The following is a 23923-nucleotide window of genomic DNA, read 5'->3' as shown; positions in this document are numbered from 1 at the left end:
GTGGAACCTTCCGGTTTCGGAACCCTTGATATCATCTGTCGGAAACACCGACCGTGGCCCGTGCTCGTCTGTTCGCTTCCCTCTGCGGACTCGTGTTCTTTCTCAATCTCGCCAGAATCATCTTCGCCCCGCTTCTGGACGTCTTCATCGCCGAATTCACGATCGGTGAAGCGACGGCCGGCCTCATCGTCACGCTCGCGTGGGTCGGGAGCGCCTCCCTTCGACTCCCGACGGGGTGGGTTCTCACGAAGGTTCCGAGACACCACGTCGTGATCGCCTCCGGCGTCGTTCTGGCGGTCTCGTCGGCGATCGCCGCGACGTCGACGACGGTTCCACAGCTCATGGTTGGGGCCTTTTTTATGGGAATCGCCTCCGGCATCTACTTCGTCTCGGCGAACCCGCTGTTGAGCGAGCTATACCCCGACCGCGTCGGCCGGGTCGTGGGGATCCACGGGACTGCGAGCCAGATCGCCGCGGTGGTTGCCGCCCCGTTCGTCGTACTCACGCTCCTGTTCGACTGGCGGCTCTCGCTGTGGACGATCGCGGCCGGCGCGGCGGCGGTAACCACCTACACCTGGATCGCCGCGAGGCGGACCGAGATGCCGACCGCGGGCGAAGCGGACCGCGACTTCGTCCGCGGTGCCCTCTCGGAGTGGCGAATCATCGTGTCGGCGCTCGCGATCGTCGGGCTGGCCTCGTTCGTCTGGCAGGGTGTGTTCAACTTCTACGAACTGTACATGCAATCGAAGGGGCTCTCCCCGCAGGCGGCCGGAACCATGCTCACGGTCGTCTTCGCGGCCGGCGTTCCCGCGTTCTACTTCGGCGGCGACCTGGCGGACAGACTCCCGCAAGTCCCGTATCTGCTCGGAATCGTCGGTGCGTTCTCGGCGTGTCTGCTCCTGTTGACGACGATCCAGGGGTTCGTCGCGTTGATCGCCGTCTCCGCGCTCATCGGATTCGTTATCCACGCGCTGTTTCCGGCCGTCGACACCTATCTCCTCGAGACGCTTCCGGACTCGACCCGCTCCAGCGCGTACGCCGTGTTCAGTTCGATCTGGATGCTCGTCCAGGCGGTCGGCTCGTTCGTCCTCGGCGTGTTCCTCGAGTTCGGGTTTACGTACGACTCGCTGTTCGTCAGCGCGGCCATCCTGCTCGGGGCGACCGTCGTCGTTCTCGTGGTCGTCGAGCTCGCGGGGTGGCTCCCCGATTGAAATCGGGTCCCTCGGTACTCCAAGGTGAAACCGATGGAATCCGGCTCGGACTCGACACCGCGTTTCGGATCGGAGAACGGAGTCGCTACCGAGACTCGAGCGGGACGATCAGTTCGGTCTCCCGGCCGAACCTGACGAGCACGTCGCCGCGTAACGGCCGATGTTCGGGCGCGTCGGCCTCGACGGCGTGTCGGCCGTGTTCCCGGTCGACGTCGAACGTTCCGCCGTCGCCGATCGATATCGGATCACCGGCGATCCGTAGCGTCGCGTTCTCGACGGGACGGTTCCACTCGTCGACGACCCGACCGAACACCCGCCCAGTCGACGGAATTGCGTGATCTCCTTCCTCGAGTTTGGCCCACGCGATCTCGTTTTCGCCCGCCTCGACGTACACTTCGTCGTAGCCGTCGTCGTAGCCCGCGGCGTCGGTGATCCGGACCTCCCACCAGCCCTCGCTCACCCTGAACCCGCGCTCCCAGGTGCCCGAGTCGGGAATCCCGCCTTCCGGAGCGTCCGCTTGATACACTTCGTCGCCGTAGGCGGTGATTCGACACGGAATCCCGGATCCGCCCTCGGGCCCCGTCGCGTACACGCGGAGTTCGCCGGTTTCTTCGCTCCACTCTCGCCTGAGCGAGACGTTCCCGGTCACTACGTGTTCACCTGCGAAATCGACCCGTCTGGCCCACTCGGCGTAGCCGAGTGCCTCGACCTCGAGAAGCGCGTCGCTCTCGTCGGTGACTACCTCGTACCGGCCATCCTCGTCGGTCGTCCCGTCGTCACCCTCGAGGGAGACGACGGCGTCCTCGACGGGTTCGCCGAAGTACGACACCGTTCCGACGACTCGATTCTCCGCGTCGGTCGCGGCCCCGCCCGAGGCGACCGTCGCCGGCAGACCCAATACGCTCGCGCCGGCGAGCGTCGACCCCTTCAACAGCGTCCGTCTCTCGTATTTCATGCAACGCTCGAGCAACAGACGGCCACATTCGGCCATAGTCTTTGTGAAATAGATAACGATTGGCCAACGATATAGTCGCTTTTCGAGAAATATCTGTGTTTCCAATAAGTTCGAGGATACGACCGATCACTCGAGAAGGTCGTCGGTGCTGTCGGGGCGCGGGTCGGCGACGACCCCGTCTTGCCGGCCGAGAACGCGGGCGTGGGCCGCACAGACCAGCCGGTTTTCGCCCCAGGGAATGTGTAACTCGACCGTCGCAGGCCGGTCGCAGCCGTCTTCGGGACACTCCATACCCGTACGAACGCAAGCGACGAACTCAGTGTTTCCCCTCCGGACCGGTCGGTGCCCTCGAAGAGAATGTCGACAGCGCCGTCGAACCATTCTACAGTACGAAGACCGCGAGGACGAACCCGAGCAGGATCGACAGGGCCAGCAGGAACTGTACCGCAGTCGACGCGAGGATACCGACCGTCGCGTAGAGCGCCGATCGGGCGCTTCGCTCGAGTTCGCCGTTTCTGACGTACTCGAGGACGAAGACGGTCCCGAAGAGGCCGGCCAGCAACCCGAGCGGGCCGGTGACGATCATGAGGACGATTCCGACGACCGCGGCCGCACCCGTCGTACGCCAGGAGGCGCCACCGGCTTTCGCGGCGGCAGAGCCGCCGAAAAACTCGGCGAGAAGCGTCAGGACACCAAGAGTCGTGAGGACGGCGAGCGCGATCGGTCCTGGCTCGGTGAATCCGGAGTGCCACCAGTAGAGGGAGAGTCCCGACAGCGAGAGCAAGCCGCCGGGGACCAGCGGGACCAGCGTTCCGACGATGCCGGCGACGAGCAACGCGACCGCGAGAACGGCGACGGCCTCGACCATACCCGACCGGACGGCGTATCCGGTCAAAGGCCTGTTGTTCTTCCCGAGCGACGCCGCGGTGATCGGTCGGTTCGGGTGCGGTCCCGGTCAGGATCCTCGCCGCCGGTGGAGCCACACTCCTCCGACCACGAGGACGGCGATTCCGACGATCAGTACTCCGCCCGCCAGCAACGTCACACCCACGAGAACCACCGATCCTAGCGCGCTCGAGCCGTGCAGCGGCGGGCCGAGGGTCACGACGTAGTAGGTACCGTCGTCGACGACGATATCCGATTCCGATCTCTCGCCGGTGTACTCGACCGGTTCGCCGGTCTCTATCGTCTCCCGTACGGGGTCGGGAGCGTCCTCGAGGTCGACCGCGAGTTCGTCGGCGATGGATTGCGGGTCGCGTTCGTCGGCTTCGATGACGACGTGTTCTCCGTCGATGTCGGCGTCGAACCCGTAGAACGTCCCCTCGAAGCGGACGAAATCGTATCGCTCGTTGTTGAGGAACGTGTGCTGGTCGGACGCATTCTCGATCGTTCCCTCGTAGCGGCCGTCTTCGGCCGCGGCCGAGAACGCGTCGCGGACGTCACCGCTCGGGGAACTAGCGCGGTCCGCATCGTGAATGCTCGAGGCACTCGTGAGTTCCTCGTGGTCGGTTTCGGGATCGAACTCCGTCGCCGACAGCGACGGCGTGCCGGCGAAACCGACGGCGCTGGCGGCGACCAGTACAGCCACGACGGCCAGACAAGTGAGTACGAGTCGCCAGTGGAAATCGGCGGCGAGTCTGGAGGAGGACTGCGGGGACATACTCATCGCTCTCTCGAGAACATCCATATATGCATCGGAAATCCAACCAGTTCCGGGCGATGCGACGGACGTACCGGTTTAGGTCGCTCGCCGGTATCCATCGTCGAGTTCCCGCCTCCGATCAGCATCGTTTTCCGTTCCGTTGGAAAACGACGTCGTATGCAGCGAGCGATCATCGTCGGCGCGTCGTCGGGAATCGGCGAGGCGTTGGCTCGAGAACTCGCGGGCGACGGCTACGAGGTCGGGTTAGCTGCCCGGCGCCGGGACCGCATGACGCGGATCGGATCCGAGCTACCGACCAAGGCGTACGTCGCGACGATGGACGTGACGGACGCCGAGGACGCCCGCGAGGCGTTCGACGAACTCACCGCGGCAATGGGGTCGGTCGACCTCGTCGTTCTCAGCGCCGCCGTCGGCCACCTCAATAGGGACCTCGAGTGGGTGCCCGAGCGGGAGACGATCGACGTCAACGTCCGGGGGTTTACCGCGATCGCGACGGCGGCGATGGAGTACTTCGAGTCCCGGGGCGGCGGCCACCTCGTCGGCATCTCCTCCGTCGGTGCGACGTTCGGAAACCCGGGCGCACCCGCGTACAACGCCTCGAAATCCTACGTCTCGACCTACCTCGAGGGTCTTCGGAGTCGGCAAGTCACACGCGAAACCGACGTGACGGTTACGACAGTCGAGCCCGGTTTCGTCGACACCGAGATGGCGATGGGAGAGGAGCTGTTCTGGATGGCTTCGCCCGAGACCGCGGCCGCACAGATCGCTCGAGCGATCCGCAAGCGACGCGACCACGTCTACGTCACGCGACGCTGGCGGCTGGTCGCCTGGTTCCTGGCGGCGATGCCGGAGTCGATCGTTCGTCGTCTCGTTTCGTATAGTAACAACTGAAACGATGTACGCACTGATCGCCGATCTCTCTGGCGATCAGGTGTGAAATGCCGTTCAGTGGCTACTACAGACGCTGTATCGACGGTCCGCGAGCGATCACGGAGGCGAGTTCGGCCGTCGGGGAGACTCGTTGAGACGCTCGAGGGCATCTTCGGGATCCACTCTCGCGAAGACGTTTGAAAAGACATTTACTTTCAATGTCTAAACGATTCGTCACGATGCCCTCCATTCTCCATTCCGTGCGGACGTTTTTGCTCTCACCCGAGACGTTTTTCGCGGAACGATCGCCGGCTGAAACACTCCTGATCGCGGCGGGAATCGTCCTCATGCTCGCGATTGCTCTCGTGATCAGTATCTCACTTCTCGGCTCGATATTCGCTGGATCGATCGACGCGACAGTAACGATGGACAACCCGGACCGGCCACCGGAGTGGGTCTGTGATCAGCACGAAGACGACTCCGATTCGCTCCTCGGCGAGAACTGTGACGAACCAGCGACGATCGAACGCGATGCGGGCGCGTTGGCCCAGGAGGCGTTTCACGAGTACATCCCGCTCGCGTTTATTTCGCCGTTTATCATGTGGATGCTGGGTGGGATCGTCCTGTTCAGCGCCGGTCGCATCGCCGGCGGCGACCCCTCGGTTCCCGGCTCGTTCGCACTCGCGGGCTGGGCGGCGGTACCGGAGTTCGCCCGACTCGCCGCCGTGATCGTCGGGTTCTGGTTTGTCCTCCAGGACGTGACGATCACCGACCCCGAAGCCGAAGTCGGCGTCATCGAGGGAGCGATGGCCTCGCTGGAGCCCATCCTCGTGACCGTCTCGCTTTTGGTCCTCCTCTGGCAGTGGTACATACTCGCTGGCGGACTCTCGAGAGACGCCGACGTACCCTGGGGGACCGCAGCGGCCGCGGTCGGCGTTCCGTTGGCGCTTCTGGTGCCGTTCGCCGTTTTCTGAGACGGCTTGTTGCAACGATTGGTACACCGTATCCGTCTGGGCGCGTCGGAACCGGCGTCTGGTTGCTCGTACGAGCGACCGCTTTGGTACGTGTCACCGTCCGTACGAGGAGGATACGTCTTTGCCAGTCGTCACGGAGGAAAGAGACGTTCCAGTTGCCAGAGACTTAGGCTCACCAAAACCTTTTTAGATTTAGGGTCGCCTAAGCTCTCGTAATGGACGTACCCGCCCGCAGGCAGGATCTGGACGACGAGGACGAACCGGAGGAGCCCACGGCGATCGTAAGCAGCCACGAGACTCGACCCGGAAAGCACGTCTTCACCGAACGAGACAACACCGATGGCTGGATCGCGACCGACCTGACCGTCGATCTCGAGCCCTGACTGGCTTGCTGTACAGGTTTCCCGGTGAAGCCACAGATGTGAGTGAATTCGACGGACGTCGAAACCAACAGTTCTCTCGCCTTCAAACCAAGATCGGTGATTCTCGCTCTAATTCGGCAACCGTCGCAAGTAGTTGATCAGCAAGTTCGTCGTGAAGGCGGGACATGTCGATACGATACTTGGGACCACCAATACTTAGACCACCGACGACATCCTCTTCGTCGTTGTGGACCACTGCGCCGACTGCGACCAATCCGGGAGCGAATTCTTCGTTGACGATTGCGTATCCACGATCGGAGATGGTCTCGAGCGACGAATACAGGCGTTCTCTATCGGTAATCGTCGATTCAGTTTCGCGAGGCATTCCCCACTCGTCTAGAATCGACTCGACGTGGTCCCGATCCAGTTCTGCCAGTAGTGCCTTCCCTGCAGCCGTATTGTGAAGGTGGTACTCTCGTCGAAACAGAGCGTCATCGTCCGCATTGGGAGTCACACCCGACGATCCGTAAATCATGAGGAGGCGACCGTACTCTAACACGGTGAAGTTAGCTTCTTCACCAGTTGCCGCGGTAAGTTCGTCGATCTTTTCGACGGCAACTGATTTGAGGCGGTTTCGCTGCCGGGCTCGATCTCCTAGTAGTGCGAGTCGAAAACTGGGTTTGTAGACACCCTCCTCTTTGACCAGATATCGACAGTCGACGAGCGTATTCAGATGACTGTGTAACGAACTCTTGGGCTTATCGATCATCTGATCAAACTCAGCAAGTGATAATCCCTCGTGTTCTAAAATGAGTTCGAGAATTTGTAAGGAGGTTTGCGTCGTCTTCAGTGTCCTCCCGTTGCCGTCGAGCATACCAATCAGGTAGCGTCTCCATCATCAAAGCTGTTTGTGATCTCACAAAACCGGGCCGTGCTAACCCGTCTTGCCGGGGCAAACCCAACAGTGCTGAGTCGGATCGATGCCACGAGGGCGAGACGAATTTGATGGGCCCACTACAGAAACCCAGAGCGACTGTGGGTCGCTCAGATCGCTCGAGATCGTTTCGTCCAGTCGATTCGGGTAATCGCTTTTGCCCCGAGTTGGCCGAGCAGGCTGGCAGCTTCGATATCTCGGTTATCGAATGCGTCGATCATAACGTCACCGGCACTGAGGACACCGTGATCACCGATCGGAACGTATAGTCCGGACATCAACTCGCCACGATCGCGCTCATCCTCAGTTGTCCGATGATCGGTGTGGAGTTCCGGTTCTCCGGTTCGATACGTTCGCGCCGCTGGGGTCGCTTCGTAGATAGAATAATCGGGCCGTTCACCCGCCCGTTCTACACATTCTTCGGTCGTAACGATGGTGCGTAAGACTTCTTCGGAGCTGTCGACCAACCGAACAGTCGTGTTGACGTATCCAAGAATGTTCTTCGACGTTTCGGCCATAATTTCAGCCACAGCCTGACACGAGTTTGCTTCGCGGAGTTGCTGGCTGGTTCGTCGCAGTACTTCGATACGTTGCTCTTGACGTTTCACATCAGTGACGTTCTCTACCGTCCCGAACAGTTTGACTGCAGTCTCCGCTAGCTGTTGGGGTTCAGCACGGATTCGCAAATACCGTTCGTTTCGCCCCTCAGTCGTAATCCAGCCGTGAACCTCGAACGGTTCCGGCTCCGCAAGCGCATCGGTAAACGCGCCTACCGCTGTCGACCGATCGTCTTCTGGAAACGATCTGATAACGTCCTGGAATTCGGGTTGGCTATCAGAGTCTATCTGGAGCAATCGTTTGGCTTGATCGCTCCACCAGAATTCTTCAGTGATACCGTCGTACGACCAGACACCGGTGCCAGTGAGCCGCTCGACACTGGCCAGTAATTGTTGGTAGCGGTTTCCATCGGGATACTGATATTCAGATTGGTCATGTACATAATTTTTATTCATAGACAATTCTTATCCCACCTCCACTTATATTCTTGGTCCCGTTTCACCATCGTGTACAGATACGCTGGTTTTACACGAACGCGAAAGATCTGCGCCACTGATCGGCGGTTTCTGCGTATGTACTGCTAAACCAGTTCGAGAATAGTGAGGTTCGATGTGTTATCTCACAGAAAATACGTTTGGCACTGTTCTGATGCCTCTCTCGTTCGTATACGAAACCGAGACCGTGTCGTCGTAGGCATCGTTCAGTGCCATCGCTATTGACGAAAACCACGACGTCGACAACGCCGTGTTTCTCGCGTAACTCCGTGAAGAATTCACCGGCTACGATCTCGTTTTCAGTCGTCTCAATCCTCGTGTGGAGTAGTTCGTACGAGCCAGGATCGACAACGGCGTACAGTCAACCGAGCCCGTTCAACGTCTGGTATCTCGAGAACTCGAACAGTATATGAAAGAGATCGTCCAGTATGATGGAACCGTATACTGAGCGTTATCAACAGCCGCGGTGTTACCCCTCGCCCTACAAAATCCAAGTCGAACTGGCGATACGACGAGTAAGTCGTACATCCTCGAGTACAGAACACGTTGAAACCGAACCCCTCGTTCCTTGAATAATCCCGAACACTACCAGTTGTAGTCTCACCCACTACCGAGGAACCGCGTGTCGTTTGTCGTATCGTCTCAGACAGTGAAAGCTCGATATCACAATTTTGTGGTTGATCTCCCTCGTTTGAAAATAGTAATTAAGCAGTATATTCTACATTATAGCATAATACTTATATAATCAAATATATTGTATTCTCCTGTTCTGGTAGCAAAGCAGATCTCGCATCGGTGGAGTGCTGTCGGGAGATACTGTGCCCTACGAACGACAACCACAGCGTCTCCACCATCGTATGTTTCAGTCAGTTTTCGGAGGGCGTATTCAGCTAATGTGGCCAGATTCGTCGGCAACAGCTGTGTATGGTGATTTATTAGATTTTGACGAACCCTTCGTACAGCCAGTACTGCTGACCGTCAATCGGAACCACGGTTTCCCAGCGTACAATGTGATTCGGGTTCCTAGGAGCGGCTGGCTGTATATTGGCTTTCCGTGCCTAATCGCGAGCGGGCTTATCTGATTAAGTGTTGTCAGTCATATCAATTCTTCGATTAGTATTTTCTATTTGGAGTGTGATCCACTTAACAACAGTTCATGCTGCCAAAACATCATATATTCGAATGCATCGTCGGTGAGTAGATCAGGAGATAGTCGAACGAATCAGACCACGTTCTCATTATGTGAATGTTTCCTGTCGCGACTCTCGTACGAACGAGAAAACTCAGTGATCCACCGGCGGTACGTTCGTATCCAATATCTCACCTCCGACTCCCGAATTACATGCGTATGGGTGTAATTTATTGCGTGCGTCACCTCGTTGAACGGACCTGAAATACCGAATCGGCGAGTACGATGTGTTCAATCTGCGGGTGAGTCGCTGATCGCGCCAGTCGATCGCGATCCCTGGGTAATCTACAGGAGAGAGCCGCCAACGATCGGTTCAATGTCTCAGCTGTAACCAGACGGAGCTCACCTATAACGATATCCTCATTCACATTTTGCGAATGTTGCTTCCGGTGTGGCACACGATGAGCGATCTAAAGCCGTACAAAACACCCACACGAGCGAGAAATGAATATCGAAGTAAAGGGCATTCACATAATGCGAATTCCAGTGGGCAGTCAGCTGAATATTACCTCGAGACGGCGAAGTTACCGCTTATTGGGGCCAACGAACCCGATCGCTACCAATCAGTTTCTTCCTAATACTCTCGTCGAACGTTATCGATGACATCTGTTGGAGGAGAATCCCGTCACGCGCTGTACAGACCACGACTCTATCGTAACAACTGAAACAGCTCACACACCGATTGTACGTCGCGGTTTTCGCTCACGGGTCACTGGGTTCCCCGTTCGCCGTTGCGCGGTTCTCGCTCATGGTTCGAAAATCGAAGATGTTCGTCATCACGAACGACCGCTGGTCGTTCGAACGACTTCGTTCGCTCCGAACCGCGCTCGCTCCGAACCGCACTCTGTGATCGGGTACACACTGACGTTCTGTGGCTACTATCGTGAGAGCGAGACCATCTCCTGTCATTCCCCATAGTTTTTTATATGATTGGGTGCTGTTAGCTAGCATGGACCCAGACGGAGTCCGCAGTCAGGGGAAAGTCTCGAGTGGCAACAACGTTCGACGACGTGAGGTACTGAAACACGTCGGTGCAGCGGGTGCAGTCGCAGGTATCGCAGGCTGTCTGGGTGGTGAAGACCAGGAAGAGGCTATCGGGAATTTCCCGCCCGACGGCGACGAGGTCGTGTTCGGATTCAACGGCCCGGAGTCCGGCGCGTTAGGACCGGACGGTCAGGATCAGCGACTCGGCTACGATCTCGCCATCCAGCATCTAAACGAAGGCGGCGGGCTGGTCGACAACTTCGATCAGTTGAGCGGTGACGGCGTTCTCGATTACAGCGTGGAATCCGTCACCGCCGACACCGCCGGAGATCCTGACACCGCGGCAGACAACATCGAGCGGATGATCGACCGCGACGACATCCAGTTCTGGACCGGCGGCATGAATAGTACGGTGACGATGCGGATGCAGGAGATCGCACAGCGAGAACGAGTCCCGTTCATGGGTGGGAACTCGACGTCCTCGGCGATCAGTGGCGAGAACTGCTCGCGATACTACTTCCATCCGACGTTCCATGCAGAGATTATCGGGATGGCCGCCGGAGATTTATTACCGAGCGTCCTCGGCGAAGATCGATCCCTGTTCCACATCTACATGGACTACTCGTACGGTCAATCGAACCGCGATTCCGCCACGAAGTACCTCGTAGAAGAGGGGCCGTGGGAGGACGGCGGCGAATCCGCGATCGCCGAGGACGAGACGGATCACAGTTCGCAGATTTCAGATCTCGAAGAGTCTGACGCAGACACCCTCTACTTCTCCAGCTTCGGGGATCTCGCTGCGAGCGGCCTCGCACAGATGCGGGATGCGGGGCTCACGGACGACGTCGACGTGATTATCCCACACGTCAGCGCCTTTACGCTCGATCCGCTCGGAGCCGACGCGGAAGGGGTCTACGGCATGGAACCCTGGAACCCCAATGCGGATAACGAAGCGAGCGAAATCTTCGTCGAGGCGTATCAGGACGAGTACGACGAAACGCCGAATCAAAGTTCGTTGCACACCTACGAATCCGTACTCGTCTATGCGGCGGCCGTCGAGGAAGCCGAGACGTTCCACCCCCCGACTGTCGTCCGGACGCTCGAGGAGTTCTCGTGGAATCAGGCGTGGGGCGAGTCGCAGTTCCGGGAATGTGATCACCAGGTGGAGCGGCCGTGGTATCTCGTCGAAGGTGTCGACGATGACAGGGCGGACGAACTCGGTATCCGGACCGAAGTCATCGAGACGACCGATCCGCTCATCTACGACTGCGAGGAGTATCCCGCCAACGAGTGTACCATGGATAACAACGAGTACGGCGATGAATAGCACTCGAAAATGAACGAGTTCGGCAGTCTGTCCCGGAGGGCGGTCCGCTCTGCGCGTAGCCGTGGCACCCGTTTTCGAGCGGTTTCCGTTCCTGTCGTGGACAGTTGGATATTGTCTGGAGAGATAATAATGGGGAAACCAGTAACAAACACAGTACCGGTAACCGACGCATGCACTGGACAATAGCGTATTCTACCGGGTGGATGGATCGATGAGCCTGCTATCGGATGCAATCGGATTCTTGTTCGTCGCGCTGAGCGTCGCGTCGATCTACCTCCTCGTCGCGATCGGCCTCTCGATCGTCTTCGGCTCCCTCAAGTACGTGAATATGGCACACGGCGTGCTGTATCTCGCCGGGGCCTACATCGGTCTTCTCATCGGATACGACCGTTCGTACGGCGGTGCCATCGACTCGTCGATCGGCCTGGGACTCGGATTCGGAGCAGCGCTGATCCTGACGCCGCTGATCGTGTTCGTCATCGGTGTCGCCATGGAACGACTGATGGCGAAACCGTTCTACGAGCGGGACATGCTGGACCAGCTTCTCGTCACGTTCGGCATCCTGATCATCTTTCAGGAAGTGTTTGCCATCCTCTTCGGTCGGACGGGACACATCTATTCTCGCCCAGACTGGGCGACGGGAGTAATATCGCTTCCGCTCGTCGGCACACCACCTGGGATGGCTACGGCCTCGACCATCCGGGTCTTCGTCGTCGTCTTGACTCTCCTGTTTCTGTTACTCATCTTCGCGTTCTACAGGTACACCGATTACGGGCTCGCGGTTCGTGCCGGTACCGAGGACGCGGAGATGACCGAGATGCTCGGGATCAGGATCGGTCGCCCGTTTCTGTTGATCTTCGCCATCGGAGCGGGATACGCGGGGTTAGCCGGCGTCCTCGGCGGATCGCTGTTTAACGTGACACCACAGATCGGAATCGAGATCATCATTCCCGCGTTGGTCATCGTCATCATGGGCGGCGTCGGGAGCATCAAAGGGACCGTCGTCGCCGCGTTCCTCGCGGGGTTCGTCTTCGCGGCGGTGACGCAGATCCAGCCCGATATGGCGCGGGCGAGTATCTACGCGCTGGCGATCGTCGTCCTGACGATCCGTCCGAGCGGAATCTACCCCACGGCGGAGGTTGGACAATGAGTACGGATACGCTACGGGAGGTCGTCGACGGGGAGTCATCGCTGGTCAGTTGGGAGACCTGGGATCGAATCAAGCACACGGAGTGGTTCGTGTTTGCCGCCGCGACCACGTTCGTCGCGCTGTTCTCGTATTTCTTCAGGGCCGCGCCGCTTCTCCAGGGGTATCACGGCCTCGCTCGGACGATGCTCGTCTGGGCGATCTTCGCCCTGGCGTTCAATCTGTTGTTAGGCCAGACGGGACTCCTGTCGTTTGGCCACGCCATGTTCTGGGGGGGCGCGGCGTACGCCGCCGCGCTCTTTGCCGTGTACATCCACAGCGATCCGCTCTTCATGATCATCGTGGGTACGCTCTTTGCGATGATCCTGGCGTTCGTCTCGGCGTTCATTTTGCTCCGATTGCACACGGTCTACTTCGCGATCGTGACGCTGGCGATCGCACAGATGCTGTATTATCTGGTGAGAGAGCCCCTCGAGCCGTGGACCAACGGGATCAACGGGCTCTCGGCGTCGCCGGATGCGGTTCTCGGCGTGGTCTCGCTTCGCCAGCTGCTTCCTGGCGTCCTCGGGACGCTGTGGGTCGATCAGATGTACCTGTTTATCGGCGCGTTCTTCATCGGTGTCGTGGTGTTCATCACTCGGATCCGAAAATCGCCGTACGGCCTGATCTTCAAGGCCGTTCGAGAAAACGAGACGCGTGCGTCGTTCGTCGGACTCGACGTCTGGCGGTACAAGTTCGCTGCATATCTCCTCTCCGGCACTATCGCCGGGATTGCAGGTGCACTCTATACGGTGGAGACCGGATTCACCGGCGTCAACAGGCTCTTCTGGGAGACGAGCGGAGACGTCGTCGTGATGACCGTACTGGGCGGCCTCGGCACGCTGGTCGGACCGGTCCTCGGCGCGATCGTCTTCTTCTACTTCGAGGGCGTCGTCGACGGGTTCGCCTACGTCGGCCGGTACTGGCTCCTACTGCTCGCGATCGCGTTCACCGCAGTCGTCTGGAAGTATCCCGACGGACTGTGGGGAATGCTCCAGCAAATCGGCTCGAAACTCCGAACGATCGGAGGTGATCGATAATGGCGCTACTCGAAACACACGACCTGACGAAAGAATTTGGTGGCATCAGAGCGCTCGACGACGTAACTATTGACGTCGAGAGCGGCGAACTCGTCTCGCTCATCGGACCGAACGGTGCGGGCAAGTCGACGTTGATCAACGTGATTACGGGCCGGTTGTCGCCGACTCGAGGCGAGATCTACTACGACGAGACCGACCTCGTGGGGATGGATCCGTTCGAGATCGCACATCTCGGCGTCGGCCGGTCGTTCCAGACCGCATCGATCTTTCCGGAGCTGACGGTCCGAGAAAACGTCACGGTCGCCGCGTTCGCAACGGAACACGGATCGTTCAGCCTCAACTTCTTCCGTCGCCGTGATTCCTACGACGACGTTCACAACCGTACCGACGATATCCTCGCGACCATCGGACTCGAGGAAGAGGCCGAGTTAGCTGCGGAGTCGCTCCCGTACGGGGACAAACGACGTCTCGAAATCGCTATCGGGCTGGCGACGGATCCGGACCTGATGTTCATGGACGAACCGACAGCGGGGATGTCGCCGAGCGAAACGGAGATGGCCGTCGAGTTGATTCACGACCTCCTCGCCGAGTGGGGGACGACGATCTTCCTCGTCGAACACGACATGGACATCGTCTTCGACGTCTCCGACCGGATCTTTACGCTCCACCAGGGACGGCTGATCGCCGACGGAACTCCCGCGGAGATCAGGGACGATCCGCGGGTTCGTGAGGCCTACCTCGGGGGTGAAAACGCGTGACCCTCCTCGAGATCGACGACGTACACTCCTATTACGGGGCCAGCCACATCCTCAGAGGAGTCTCCCTCGAGATCGAAGAGGGAGAAATCGTCACGTTGCTCGGCCGAAATGGTGCTGGCAAGACGACGACGGTCCGGAGCATCGCGGGGACCGAGCCACCGGAGGTCCGGTCGGGATCGATCCGGTTCGACGACACCGAGATCACCGATTGGCCGGCCGACGATATCTCGATGGCCGGGGTCGGCGTCGTTCCCGAAGAACGTCGCCTGTTCTCCGAACTGACAGTCGAAGAGAACCTTCGGCTGTCGGCGATCACCCGGAGTCCGTGGAACACGATCCGACGCAGAATACGCGGTACTGCAGGTAGTGCGGGGACGATGAGCCTTGAGGAACTGTACGAACTCTTCCCCGTACTGGAAGAACGCCGGGATCAGGAGTCGGGGACGTTGTCGGGCGGCGAACAACAGATGTTGTCGATCGCTCGGACGCTTCGGCTGCCGAATATCGAGTTGCTCCTTCTCGACGAACCGACGGAGGGGCTGGCCCCACAGATCGTCCAGGGGGTTTCGGAATCGATCGAAGCTATCGCCGACCAGGGAATGACGGTCCTGCTCATCGAACAGAACGTCCGCGAAGCACTGACGCTTGCGGACCGCGGCTACGTGCTGGATCAGGGTGAAATCGTCCACGAGGGAACGGTATCCAGCCTCGAGGACGAGGATCTCGACGAATACCTCGTCGTCTGATCGATCGAGAGCCGACGGCTCTCTCATTCTGGTGGTTTCCGGTGTCCATCCGATCACGATGTGCGATCGATCTCTCGGGACAACAGTTATTTGCCAGGACGCAAACGATAGACGGGTATGACGAAGACGAACCGACGGCGATTTCTCGGGATTGTTGCCGCGTCGACGGTCACCCTTGGCGGCGGCTGTTTGGACCCGGCCGCGAGTGAGCCGGGGGAACATCCCGTCGACGAACCGGTTGGCGCGTGGCCGTCGTTTCGTGGCGATCGCTTCAACACCGGCTTCGCTAAGGGCGTTTCGCCGATCGGTTCCAATCCGTCGATCGAGTGGACCGTCGAAACCGACGGTCCCGTCTGGGGAAGCCCGGCGGTTGTAGACGGGACCGTGTATATTGGCAGTGCGGACCACTCGGTGTACGCAGTCGACGCCGAGACGGGGGACACTCGGTGGACCTTCCCGACGGAGCACCGGGTTGAAGGAACCCCTGCGTACGGTGACGAGACCGTGTACGTCGGATCGTACGACAAACACCTGTACGCCATCGAGGCGGAGACGGGTGATCGACGCTGGGAGCGCGAGTTCGCGGGCTTGGTCCGTGGGAGTCCGACGCTTCACGAAGACGCGGTCGTCGTCGGCGTCGGCTGTCACAATCTCGCGTGTTCCTGGTACGCCGAAGAGGCCGAGGTCTCCGAAGACGGGTGGGTGTACTCCCTGGACGCGGCGACGGGGGAGACGAACTGGCGGTACGACGTCGGCGACGAGGTCGTGGGTGCTCCGGCGATCCGCGGCGACACCGTCTATATCGGGGGATCGGACGGCGTCCTCTATGCACTCGAGGTGGGGTCGGGAGACGTGGTGTGGACCTACGAAACACACAGCATGATCTGGTCGAGCCCGGCGGTGGCTTTCGGGACGGTGTATTTCGGGGACTGGACCGGCGAGATACACGCCGTCGACGCGACCGACGGTGAGACCGAGTGGACGGCCAATACGCACGGCGACTACGTCTCCGGCTCGGTCGCCGTCGACGAGGAAGCCGTATACGTCGGACACACGCCCTACAACCCGGCCGACGATCCGACGACGAACTACGGGGAGGTGTTCCGATTGGACCGAACGAACGGCGAGACGGAGTGGCGCTTCGAGACGTCCGCCCTGGAAATCGGTAGCAGTCCGGTCGTCACGGACGATCGTCTGTACATCGGCACTCACCGACAGTCCGAGGACGACGGCGTCGGCGTCCACGCACTCTCCACGGAGGGAGAAGAAGAATGGTTTCTGGAGGTCGGCGGGCGGGGCGTCGGGTCCAGCCCGGCTCTCGTCGACGGCTCTCTCTACTTCGGTGGCACCGACGGTCGAATATACGCGGTCGGATAGGTCCCGTCCGAGCGATGGGGCGACAGCCGTCTCGTGTCGCTTGTGCGAAAAACAGTCGGTGATTTTCTACTCCTCTCGAACCGGAAGCTCGCCGGGCGGGAGGATCTCGCATTCTGGCAACGCACCGACCTCTTCCTCGGGACCTGGCGGCGAGTAGATCGCCAGGAACTTCAGCGGTTCCCAGCCGGTGTTCTGGGTCCCGTGTTCGACGTCTGCGGGAATGTGTATCATGTCTCCCTGACCGACCTCGCGGGTATCGCCGGCGACGGTTTGCTCACCCTCTCCGCTAATTATGTACAGCACTTCCTCGCTGTCGGGGTGTGTGTGGAGGTCGTGGCCCTTTCCGGGCTGGAGGAACACGACACCAGCACTGAATCGCTCCGCGTCAGTCACCCCAGGCTTCGACATCCACTTGATGGTCCCCCAGTCGAGTTGCTGTGTCGATACGTTCTCGCTACGGACGAAGTGCTTCTCGGACATTGACAAATGTGGGTGTGACACACAGTGGCTTAACTGTACCGACGACACAACGGAACCAACCGAGCTCCGTACCGAACCCCTGTGGAACACCGATCGTCACGTCTCCGTGTTTCATCGCGATCAGTATGTACGTCGTTGCCGTCGTTACGATGCGGTGCGAAGAACGGGAGAAGCGACGCTTCTACGATGCAAAGCTTGATTATGTATCGTCTATACTATTTGCTTGCTAATCATGCATGTGGATAGAGAGAAATCCCTTTCGCGGCTTCGAGGGGTTGTCGCAAACGGTAACCCCGTCATCGGTGCCGGGGCCGGAACGGGAATCTCGGCGAAGTTCGCCGAGCGCGGCGGGGTCGACCTGCTCATCATTTACAACTCCGGTCGCTATCGGATGAACGGACGAGGATCGCTGGCGGGATTGCTCCCCTATGGGGACGCCAACGAAATCGTTCTCGAGATGGGACAGGAAGTGCTCCCTGTCGTCGATGAGACGCCGGTACTAGCCGGCGTCAACGGAACCGACCCGTTCCGCGAAATGGAGGTCTTCGTGACGGAACTCAAGCGTCGTGGCTTCTCGGGCGTCCAGAACTTCCCGACTGTCGGGCTCTTCGAGGAAGACTCTCGGTTCCGCCGAAATATCGAGGAGACCGGTATGGGCTACGACAAAGAGATCAACATGATCCAGGAAGCCGCCGAACAGGGTATGCTGACCTGTCCCTACGTGTTTACCGAAGAGCAAGCCCGCGAAATGACCGAAGCGGGCGCCGACGTCATCGTCTCACACATGGGTCTGACGACCTCCGGTGACATCGGCGCCGAAACGGCACTCGACCTCGAAGACGCCGCCGAGCGCGTCCAGGCACATCACGATGCGGCCAAAGCGGTCAACGAGGACGTCATGGTGATCTGTCACGGCGGACCGATCGCCTGGCCCGACGATGCGAAGTACGTCCTCCAGAACACGGAGGGAGTCGTCGGCTTCTTCGGTGCGTCCAGCATCGAACGGCTCCCGACAGAGGAGGCGATCCAGAACCAGACGCGTGAATTCAAGGAGATTCCGATATGATATGGCCGTCGTCATCGTAGGGACGCTCGACACGAAAGGTGAGGAGATCGGGTTCGCGACGGACATCCTCGAGTCCCACGGCGTCGATGTACACGTCGTCGACGTCGGTGTCGTGGGCGATCCGGAACACGATCCCGATACGAGTGCGTCCGAGGTTGCCGAAGCCGCCGACACGACCCTCCAGCACCTTCGCGAAGCGGCCGACCGCGGCGAAGCGATGGAATCGATGGGGGACGGCGCCGCGACGATCGCACGGCGACTCCACGACGAGGGACGGCTCGAGGGCGTACTGGGACTGGGGGGGTCGGGGAATACGTCCGTCGCGACGACGGCGATGCGTGCACTTCCAGTCGGCGTGCCCAAGGTGATGGTGTCGACGGTGGCATCGGGGGACGTCGAACCGTACGTCGGCGGGAAAGACGTGATGATGGTCCATTCCGTCGCGGATATCGAGGGGATCAACCGACTTACTCAGCGGGTTATCGCGAACAGCGTCCTCGCGATGGTCGGGATGGTACGAAACGACCCCGCCGTCGACATCGAGGACGAACCGACGGTCGCCATCTCGATGTTCGGGGTTACGACCCCGTGCGTTCAGGCCGCCCGTGACTATCTCGAAGAGCAAGGGTACGAAACCATCGTATTTCACGCAACCGGTGCCGGTGGACGGGCGTTAGAGGATCTCGTCCGCCAGGGAATTATCGACGGTGTGTTAGACGTGACGACCACCGAGTGGGCCGATGAACTCGTTGGCGGCGTCCTGAGTGCGGGACCGGACCGTCTCGACGCCGCGGCCGAAACGGGGACGCCACAGGTCGTCTCGGTGGGCGCCCTCGATATGGTGAACTTCGGTCCGCGGGAGTCGGTGCCTGGGACGTTCGAAGGGCGTACGTTCCACGAACACAATCCGGCGGTCACGTTGATGCGAACGACCGCCACGGAAACCGAAGAGCTCGGCCGTATCATCAGCGAGAAACTCTCCAGATCGAGGGGGGCGACTGCGCTCTATCTACCGCTCGAGGGCGTTTCGATGCTCGACGTCGAAGGCGAGGTATTTCACGATCCGGAGGCCGATACGGCCCTGTTCGAAACCCTTCGCGAAACGATCGATGATACCGTCGAATTAGTCGAGTACGAAACCGAGATCAACGACGAACGGTTTGCTGTAGCGATGGCAAAACGACTCGACGAGTATATGAGTACTACTAACACGGTCTGACGTATGATTACGACGGTTCCAAGCGCTCCTTGCGTGGTTGAGCTATAGTAACAACTGCAACTATTTACACACTGGCCGCCGACACGTCTGGCGATCAGGTGTGCAATGACTTGCAGTGGCTACTATATTTCATATCGTCGATGCGTGATCGACTACTGAAACCGAGCCGAAACAGATAGAAACGCTACCGAACCTCAAGTTTAGATGACATAATAGACAACCCACCATCTTAATTACGATTATAGAGTGATAGCCATCATCCGCCAAAACAAGACTCCAAAGCGGAAAAACTATGGTATCCGTTAGAATTATTTGCTCGTGAAGACAGACAACAGACAGTGGATCACCTCGACGAAATCTCAGTCGAAGAGTTGCAAGATGCTCTCGACAACGGAAACGAAAAAAGCCGACACAACGGCTCTTAGCCGCAATAGCGTACAAAAATGGCGTTCAGCAGACTGAACTCGCCGAGTGGTACGGCGTGGAGCGACGGACGATCTATAGTTGGCTCAAGCGACTCGATACTGATGAGTCGCTTGTACAGGCTGTGTCTGATGATCACCGATCTGGGAGGAATCAAAAGCTCTCCGAAAAACAGCAAGAACAGTTCGAAGCAACTGTCCACGAACCTCCTGAGAAAGTTGGGCTCGACGCGCCGGCATGGACGCCGGCGCTCGTCCAGCAGTATCTTGACGAGACGTACGATGTCGAATACTCAATCCCGAGTTGCCGGCGATTGCTCAACGAAGCGGGATTGAGCTATCAAAAACCACGCCGCACAGCTGCTGAATCCGATGCTGACGAGCAAGAAACGTTCCGCGAAGAGTTCAAAAAAAGCGGCGGGAGATGGACGCCACAGTAGTCTGTATCGATCAAACCAAGAAATCCGTGTAAGTCGAGCCGCGTGCCGCGTGGTTTCCTCGCGGCACGCGGCCGTCTCTTGAATTATCCGGTCAACGCGACTGGACGTGTCTCTTGGGCGCGATCACCGAAGACGGTGATCGCTTTTTCGCTCGATTCGAAGAGTACGTAACCGCCGAACACGCCAAATATTTCACTTTTGAATTATGTAGAGAGTTCGAAGATGATTTGCTCATTGTACTGGATGGAGCGCCGTATTTTCAGGCATCTGCCGTCACGGACCTGGCGGCCCGTGACGACCTCGCCTTCGTCACGTTACCGGCGTACTCGCCAGAGTTAAATCCTGTTGAGGAGTGCTGGAGACAACTCCAAGCCGCTCTCAGCAACCGCTTCTTTGAGTCACTCGACGATCTTACAACGGCGATTGATACAGCTCTTGACCAACTCTCTATACCAACAGTGAGCAATTATTTCTAATCCCCACTATCGCCACTGAAAGTCATTGTACACACCTCGCGATTTATCGACTCAGGGCCGTCGAACTGTCGTTCTGTGCCGTTTCGCTTCGAATGTGTGTACACCGTTTCAGTTGTTACTTGGCTCACAGTGTACACACGACAACGGCTCAGTAGCCACGCTCACAGTATACACATGATGAGTAGCGATAAAAAACGAGTCCAGTTTCGTGCGCCTCACCGGCTTATTGATCGGACTGATGCGCTCGCAGATGTCCTCGGCGAGGACCGGACAGACATTCTCGTCACTGCACTTCGTGAGTACCTTCAGGAAGCCACACACGACGATGCACTCGTTCAACAGATCGCAGCCGCGTACTACGACGGTGAAATTACCTTCGACCAACTCAAATCACTCGTCGGCGCTGAAAAGGCAGCCAATTTCCGGGTGCTCAAACAGCAACTCAACGAAGACTTCGTCGACGAAGCCGCCGAGCTATAGATGTCACTAGCAGTTGCAGACTCCTCAGCACTCGTCAGTCTCGGTGTCGTTGGTGAGTCTCACCCCGACCCGCTCTCGATATTCCTCACCAATTACGATGTAGTCGTTCCACCGGAAGTTGTCGAAGAACTCCGAGATATCGCTTCGTATGACGACAATTACGGTCAGGCCGCAACAGTAGTTCTCGACCGCCGCAATACGCTCACCACAGAGGCCGTTGATCTCGATTCAACATTCCCACTCGACGACGGCGAAAATGCCGCTGTCACACTCGCTAACGAGTCCGATGTATCGTTATTCCTCTGCGATGAGTTCAACCAACTCGGACTTATCCACGCTTCCCTCGCAAATACGCGCCTCGTCACGACTCCAACGCTCCTTTCGATCTTCGTTCGGACTGATCAATTATCCCCGGGTGACGCGCTGACGCTTCTCGATGACACTCAGTTCACGGTGGACTACTGATAGAAAGGCGTGAAACGTACGGGCAAAATCGATATTTAAGTGATTTTCCCGTAAATATAGTGCTCCGACAGGGATTCGAACCCTGGTCATTGCCGTGAGAGGGCAATATGATTGGCCGGACTACACCATCGGAGCGCGTCTGGTACGCATTCGTTCGTAATGCGGGTTTGTGTTTAAGGATTCCGTTTCGACCCGGGGGTGGGGAGTTCTGACACGATCGTAGTTGGTCACTCGTCGAAGGGGGATTTCGTCGCTTCGGGTTCGAATCCCTCGAGGCTGATGATGTTCTCGCGGCCGACGCGAAGTTTGCTGATGGTACCCTCGTCTTCCATATCCGAGAGGAGCATGCTCACTTTCGACTTCGACCAGCCGGTTTCGTCGACGATGTTGACCTGTTTCATCCGCCCGCCGTTGTCCCGGATGAGGTTGACGACGCGGTCCTCGTCGCTGAGCAGTTCCTCTTCTGGGAACGAGTCGGTCGGATCGGCGGTCGGCTCGATCGGTTGGTCGTCGGGGGACCGAGAATCGACCGGCGCGGTCATCTCGGGGGTGGTGTCGGTGGAACGGCGACGATACAGGACGACGGCGATCACGGCCGCGAGCGAAACGACGAGTGCAATCGCCAGGAGATTCCAGGGCGGTCCGTCGGCGCCGTCGTCACCCATTCCGGAGACGGGGCCACCGCCGCCGCCGGCGCTTCCGGTTTCGCTTCCGGATTGCTCGAGGACGGCACGGGGATGACCGTCTAGAAACTCCTGTTCCCCGCTCCAGGTGACCGAATCGGCGTTCTCGAGTGAGGTACCGACGTACTCCGGTTCGGGTTCGGCGCTTTCGAACGTCAGCTCGTCGTCCGCGACGACGACGATCGACTGGTCGTCCGTGATGTAGAGATCCTGGAAAACGTCGCCGACGACGACGGTTCCGTTGTCGGTCGCCGCGAACCCGTCCCAGAGGAACGACATCTCCACGATGCCGACCGGGTTGAGCTGTTCGTCGATGCCCGCCGTCCGGTTGAAGTTCGTCGCTTCCATCTCTCGGTCGGTCGCGCTGGCGCCCGTTTCGGTCATCGCCTGGGCCTGGTCCTGAAACCGTTCGTACAGCCCGAAGTCCTCACCGTCGGACTCGAACTCCTCGGCGAACTCGCGGAAGTTCTCGCGCGCAACCATTTCGCTCGTGTCCTCGCCGCCGTCTAGCCGTTGCTCGTGGCGGAACGTCCACGTCGCGCTCCCGTTCTCGTGAACGACGATTTCGAACGTCGTGGTGTCGAAATCCCGGGAGTCGATTTCGGACTGACTCGCCGTCGCTACGGACGTGACCACAGCTCCGTCCCCTGTCGTCGGGTTCGCGCTGGCGGCGTGGTCGTGTACACCACTGGCCGCCGCCGATCCCGGGACCCCGACCAGAGAGACGACGACGACGAAGACGACGAACCCGACGGAAACCGACCGGCTCATTCGTCTATCACTACGTGCCGGAGCTAAAAATCCTTGTGAATAGCGGCATGGAACCCTCGCAACTGTTCGGGCCTGGCACGTGTCGATACGCACAAACCGACCGCCGCCGTATCGGACGCTATGATCACGAACCTCGCAGGTGGCGTTCGGGCGTTTACCAGTAACGCCTTCCTCGTCGACGGCGATCGGACCGTCCTGGTCGACACCGGCGCGAACTTCGACGTCGTCGACCGTCTCCAGTCGGATGTCGAGAACCTGGATGCAGTCGTCCTCACACACACCCACCCCGACCACGTCGGCAACCTCGAGGCGGTGACAGAGGCGTTCGACGTCGACGTCTGGGGGTTCGATCCCTCCCATCCCGGCGTCGATCACGGAATCGAGGACGGCCAGACGGTTCGACTCGGCGACCACGAGTACGTCGCACTCCACACGCCGGGTCACAAGGACGATCACCTCTGTCTGTACTCGCCCGAGGCGGGCGTGTTGTTCGCGGGCGATCTCGTCTTCCAGAACGGTAGTTTCGGTCGGACCGACCTCGAGGAGGGCGATCGCGAGACGCTGATCGAGAGTATCGACCGACTGGCCGAGCGGATCGCCGACGATCTCACGGAGATGCACACCGGCCACGGGCCGAGCGTGACGACCGACCCCGCGGAACACGTCGAACTGGCCGGGCAGATGGCCCGACAGATGTAGCCTGCGGTCGGTTCTTGTCCCCTCCCGTCGCTCGCTCTCTCGAATCTCACGCGTCGTTCGATCACCGTCTCTCCCCCGTCGTCTCGTGGCTCGA

23 protein-coding genes, 1 tRNA gene and 1 pseudogene are annotated in these 23923 nt (G+C 59.2%); 16 read left to right on the top strand and 9 right to left on the bottom strand.

Annotated elements, in window-relative coordinates; genetic code table 11:
• Nucleotides 1-53: 53 nt before the first annotated feature.
• Complete coding sequence (locus AB7C87_RS02855) at nt 54-1211, top strand: MFS transporter (protein WP_369727886.1); 1158 nt, start codon at nt 54-56, stop codon at nt 1209-1211.
• A gap of 85 nt (nt 1212-1296) precedes the next feature.
• Here the strand turns inward: AB7C87_RS02855 and AB7C87_RS02850 are convergent, their stop codons facing one another.
• The 4 genes from AB7C87_RS02850 to AB7C87_RS02835 all read right to left on the bottom strand — a co-directional run bounded on the left by AB7C87_RS02850 (nt 1297) and on the right by AB7C87_RS02835 (nt 3826).
• Nucleotides 1297-2166 carry a hypothetical protein gene (locus AB7C87_RS02850; RefSeq protein WP_369727885.1) on the bottom strand — a complete coding sequence of 290 codons (870 nt, stop codon included), beginning with the start codon at nt 2164-2166 and terminating at the stop codon, nt 1297-1299.
• A 126-nt stretch (nt 2167-2292) separates the two neighbouring features.
• Nucleotides 2293-2457: a DUF8014 family protein gene (locus tag AB7C87_RS02845; protein WP_369727884.1), complete on the bottom strand. Its 165-nt coding sequence runs from the start codon at nt 2455-2457 to the stop codon at nt 2293-2295.
• Between the two features lie 91 nt (nt 2458-2548).
• Nucleotides 2549-3034, bottom strand: a complete 486-nt coding sequence (locus tag AB7C87_RS02840; protein ID WP_369727883.1) for a DUF456 domain-containing protein — start codon at nt 3032-3034, stop codon at nt 2549-2551.
• Nucleotides 3035-3121: 87 nt separating this feature from the next.
• Nucleotides 3122-3826, bottom strand: a complete 705-nt coding sequence (locus AB7C87_RS02835; RefSeq protein ID WP_369727882.1) for a DUF8127 domain-containing protein — start codon at nt 3824-3826, stop codon at nt 3122-3124.
• A 159-nt stretch (nt 3827-3985) separates the two neighbouring features.
• Between AB7C87_RS02835 and AB7C87_RS02830 the strand changes: the two genes are divergently transcribed.
• The 3 genes from AB7C87_RS02830 to AB7C87_RS02820 all read left to right on the top strand — a co-directional run bounded on the left by AB7C87_RS02830 (nt 3986) and on the right by AB7C87_RS02820 (nt 6056).
• Nucleotides 3986-4720: an SDR family NAD(P)-dependent oxidoreductase gene (locus AB7C87_RS02830; RefSeq protein WP_369727881.1), complete on the top strand. Its 735-nt coding sequence runs from the start codon at nt 3986-3988 to the stop codon at nt 4718-4720.
• Between the two features lie 218 nt (nt 4721-4938).
• Nucleotides 4939-5673, top strand: a complete 735-nt coding sequence (locus AB7C87_RS02825; protein WP_369727880.1) for a YIP1 family protein — start codon at nt 4939-4941, stop codon at nt 5671-5673.
• A gap of 215 nt (nt 5674-5888) precedes the next feature.
• Nucleotides 5889-6056 carry a hypothetical protein gene (locus AB7C87_RS02820; RefSeq protein WP_369727879.1) on the top strand — a complete coding sequence of 56 codons (168 nt, stop codon included), beginning with the start codon at nt 5889-5891 and terminating at the stop codon, nt 6054-6056.
• A gap of 82 nt (nt 6057-6138) precedes the next feature.
• On the opposite strand, the gene AB7C87_RS02815 is transcribed toward AB7C87_RS02820, so the two are convergent.
• On the bottom strand, nt 6139-6909 hold the full coding sequence (locus AB7C87_RS02815; protein WP_369727878.1) for an IclR family transcriptional regulator: 771 nt from the start codon (nt 6907-6909) through the stop codon (nt 6139-6141).
• 170 nt (nt 6910-7079) lie between these two features.
• A complete protein-coding gene (locus AB7C87_RS02810; protein ID WP_369727877.1) occupies nt 7080-7982 on the bottom strand; it encodes a GAF domain-containing protein in 903 nt (300 codons plus the stop codon).
• A 2177-nt stretch (nt 7983-10159) separates the two neighbouring features.
• Between AB7C87_RS02810 and AB7C87_RS02800 the strand changes: the two genes are divergently transcribed.
• From AB7C87_RS02800 to AB7C87_RS02775, 6 genes are all read left to right on the top strand, one after another.
• A complete protein-coding gene (locus tag AB7C87_RS02800; RefSeq protein WP_369727876.1) occupies nt 10160-11521 on the top strand; it encodes a substrate-binding protein in 1362 nt (453 codons plus the stop codon).
• Nucleotides 11522-11732: 211 nt separating this feature from the next.
• On the top strand, nt 11733-12671 hold the full coding sequence (locus AB7C87_RS02795) for a branched-chain amino acid ABC transporter permease (protein WP_369727875.1): 939 nt from the start codon (nt 11733-11735) through the stop codon (nt 12669-12671).
• Complete coding sequence (locus AB7C87_RS02790) at nt 12668-13747, top strand: branched-chain amino acid ABC transporter permease (RefSeq protein WP_369727874.1); 1080 nt, start codon at nt 12668-12670, stop codon at nt 13745-13747. Before AB7C87_RS02795 ends, AB7C87_RS02790 begins: the two co-directional genes overlap by 4 nt.
• Complete coding sequence (locus AB7C87_RS02785) at nt 13747-14505, top strand: ABC transporter ATP-binding protein (protein WP_369727873.1); 759 nt, start codon at nt 13747-13749, stop codon at nt 14503-14505. Before AB7C87_RS02790 ends, AB7C87_RS02785 begins: the two co-directional genes overlap by 1 nt.
• Nucleotides 14502-15251 (top strand): ABC transporter ATP-binding protein, encoded by a 750-nt coding sequence (locus AB7C87_RS02780; RefSeq protein WP_369727872.1) that lies wholly within the window; start codon nt 14502-14504, stop codon nt 15249-15251. Before AB7C87_RS02785 ends, AB7C87_RS02780 begins: the two co-directional genes overlap by 4 nt.
• 117 nt (nt 15252-15368) lie before the next feature.
• Nucleotides 15369-16628 carry an outer membrane protein assembly factor BamB family protein gene (locus tag AB7C87_RS02775; RefSeq protein ID WP_369727871.1) on the top strand — a complete coding sequence of 420 codons (1260 nt, stop codon included), beginning with the start codon at nt 15369-15371 and terminating at the stop codon, nt 16626-16628.
• Between the two features lie 66 nt (nt 16629-16694).
• Here the strand turns inward: AB7C87_RS02775 and AB7C87_RS02770 are convergent, their stop codons facing one another.
• A complete protein-coding gene (locus AB7C87_RS02770; RefSeq protein ID WP_369727870.1) occupies nt 16695-17108 on the bottom strand; it encodes a cupin domain-containing protein in 414 nt (137 codons plus the stop codon).
• A 232-nt stretch (nt 17109-17340) separates the two neighbouring features.
• Here AB7C87_RS02770 and AB7C87_RS02765 point away from each other — a divergent pair, with 232 nt between their 5' ends.
• From AB7C87_RS02765 to AB7C87_RS02745, 5 genes and pseudogenes are all read left to right on the top strand, one after another.
• A complete protein-coding gene (locus AB7C87_RS02765; RefSeq protein ID WP_369727869.1) occupies nt 17341-18174 on the top strand; it encodes a phosphoenolpyruvate hydrolase family protein in 834 nt (277 codons plus the stop codon).
• Nucleotide 18175: 1 nt separating this feature from the next.
• Entirely contained in the window at nt 18176-19393 is a 1218-nt protein-coding gene (locus AB7C87_RS02760) for a Tm-1-like ATP-binding domain-containing protein (RefSeq protein WP_369727868.1), read from the top strand.
• Between the two features lie 338 nt (nt 19394-19731).
• Nucleotides 19732-20731 (top strand): annotated as a pseudogene (locus tag AB7C87_RS02755) (IS630 family transposase).
• A 177-nt stretch (nt 20732-20908) separates the two neighbouring features.
• Entirely contained in the window at nt 20909-21211 is a 303-nt protein-coding gene (locus AB7C87_RS02750) for a hypothetical protein (RefSeq protein ID WP_369727867.1), read from the top strand.
• Nucleotides 21212-21676, top strand: coding sequence for a PIN domain-containing protein (locus AB7C87_RS02745; protein ID WP_369727866.1), 465 nt, complete (start codon nt 21212-21214; stop codon nt 21674-21676). It begins immediately after the preceding gene.
• Between the two features lie 60 nt (nt 21677-21736).
• Here AB7C87_RS02745 and AB7C87_RS02740 read toward each other — a convergent pair.
• Both AB7C87_RS02740 and AB7C87_RS02735 read right to left on the bottom strand, forming a co-directional pair.
• Nucleotides 21737-21811 (bottom strand) — tRNA-Glu (locus tag AB7C87_RS02740).
• 92 nt (nt 21812-21903) lie between these two features.
• Nucleotides 21904-23130, bottom strand: a complete 1227-nt coding sequence (locus tag AB7C87_RS02735; RefSeq protein WP_369727865.1) for a helix-turn-helix transcriptional regulator — start codon at nt 23128-23130, stop codon at nt 21904-21906.
• 120 nt (nt 23131-23250) lie between these two features.
• Here AB7C87_RS02735 and AB7C87_RS02730 point away from each other — a divergent pair, with 120 nt between their 5' ends.
• Nucleotides 23251-23829 carry an MBL fold metallo-hydrolase gene (locus AB7C87_RS02730; RefSeq protein ID WP_369727864.1) on the top strand — a complete coding sequence of 193 codons (579 nt, stop codon included), beginning with the start codon at nt 23251-23253 and terminating at the stop codon, nt 23827-23829.
• The last annotated feature ends 94 nt before the right edge of the window (nt 23830-23923 follow it).

The sequence above is a fragment of the Natrarchaeobius versutus genome (assembly GCF_041205745.1).
Taxonomy (GTDB): Archaea; Halobacteriota; Halobacteria; order Halobacteriales; family Natrialbaceae; genus Natrarchaeobius; species Natrarchaeobius versutus.
Note: the sequence above shows the minus strand (reverse complement) of the source record. Positions and strands in the feature narration are given on the sequence as shown.

Excerpts from the sequence above, each read along its gene's own strand:
- AB7C87_RS02845 (WP_369727884.1), bottom strand. The coding sequence starts at position 2,457 with ATGGAGTGTCCCGAAGACGGCTGCGACCGGCCTGCGACGGTCGAGTTA.
- AB7C87_RS02795 (WP_369727875.1), top strand. The coding sequence starts at position 11,733 with ATGAGCCTGCTATCGGATGCAATCGGATTCTTGTTCGTCGCGCTGAGC.
- AB7C87_RS02850 (WP_369727885.1), bottom strand. The coding sequence starts at position 2,166 with ATGAAATACGAGAGACGGACGCTGTTGAAGGGGTCGACGCTCGCCGGC.
- AB7C87_RS02730 (WP_369727864.1), top strand. The coding sequence starts at position 23,251 with ATGATCACGAACCTCGCAGGTGGCGTTCGGGCGTTTACCAGTAACGCC.
- AB7C87_RS02800 (WP_369727876.1), top strand. The coding sequence starts at position 10,160 with ATGGACCCAGACGGAGTCCGCAGTCAGGGGAAAGTCTCGAGTGGCAAC.
- AB7C87_RS02775 (WP_369727871.1), top strand. The coding sequence starts at position 15,369 with ATGACGAAGACGAACCGACGGCGATTTCTCGGGATTGTTGCCGCGTCG.
- AB7C87_RS02835 (WP_369727882.1), bottom strand. The coding sequence starts at position 3,826 with ATGTCCCCGCAGTCCTCCTCCAGACTCGCCGCCGATTTCCACTGGCGA.
- AB7C87_RS02785 (WP_369727873.1), top strand. The coding sequence starts at position 13,747 with ATGGCGCTACTCGAAACACACGACCTGACGAAAGAATTTGGTGGCATC.
- AB7C87_RS02815 (WP_369727878.1), bottom strand. The coding sequence starts at position 6,909 with ATGCTCGACGGCAACGGGAGGACACTGAAGACGACGCAAACCTCCTTA.
- AB7C87_RS02760 (WP_369727868.1), top strand. The coding sequence starts at position 18,176 with ATGGCCGTCGTCATCGTAGGGACGCTCGACACGAAAGGTGAGGAGATC.
- AB7C87_RS02770 (WP_369727870.1), bottom strand. The coding sequence starts at position 17,108 with ATGTCCGAGAAGCACTTCGTCCGTAGCGAGAACGTATCGACACAGCAA.
- AB7C87_RS02825 (WP_369727880.1), top strand. The coding sequence starts at position 4,939 with ATGCCCTCCATTCTCCATTCCGTGCGGACGTTTTTGCTCTCACCCGAG.
- AB7C87_RS02810 (WP_369727877.1), bottom strand. The coding sequence starts at position 7,982 with ATGAATAAAAATTATGTACATGACCAATCTGAATATCAGTATCCCGAT.
- AB7C87_RS02735 (WP_369727865.1), bottom strand. The coding sequence starts at position 23,130 with ATGAGCCGGTCGGTTTCCGTCGGGTTCGTCGTCTTCGTCGTCGTCGTC.
- AB7C87_RS02820 (WP_369727879.1), top strand. The coding sequence starts at position 5,889 with ATGGACGTACCCGCCCGCAGGCAGGATCTGGACGACGAGGACGAACCG.
- AB7C87_RS02765 (WP_369727869.1), top strand. The coding sequence starts at position 17,341 with ATGCATGTGGATAGAGAGAAATCCCTTTCGCGGCTTCGAGGGGTTGTC.
- AB7C87_RS02840 (WP_369727883.1), bottom strand. The coding sequence starts at position 3,034 with ATGGTCGAGGCCGTCGCCGTTCTCGCGGTCGCGTTGCTCGTCGCCGGC.
- AB7C87_RS02745 (WP_369727866.1), top strand. The coding sequence starts at position 21,212 with ATGTCACTAGCAGTTGCAGACTCCTCAGCACTCGTCAGTCTCGGTGTC.
- AB7C87_RS02750 (WP_369727867.1), top strand. The coding sequence starts at position 20,909 with ATGAGTAGCGATAAAAAACGAGTCCAGTTTCGTGCGCCTCACCGGCTT.
- AB7C87_RS02790 (WP_369727874.1), top strand. The coding sequence starts at position 12,668 with ATGAGTACGGATACGCTACGGGAGGTCGTCGACGGGGAGTCATCGCTG.
- AB7C87_RS02830 (WP_369727881.1), top strand. The coding sequence starts at position 3,986 with ATGCAGCGAGCGATCATCGTCGGCGCGTCGTCGGGAATCGGCGAGGCG.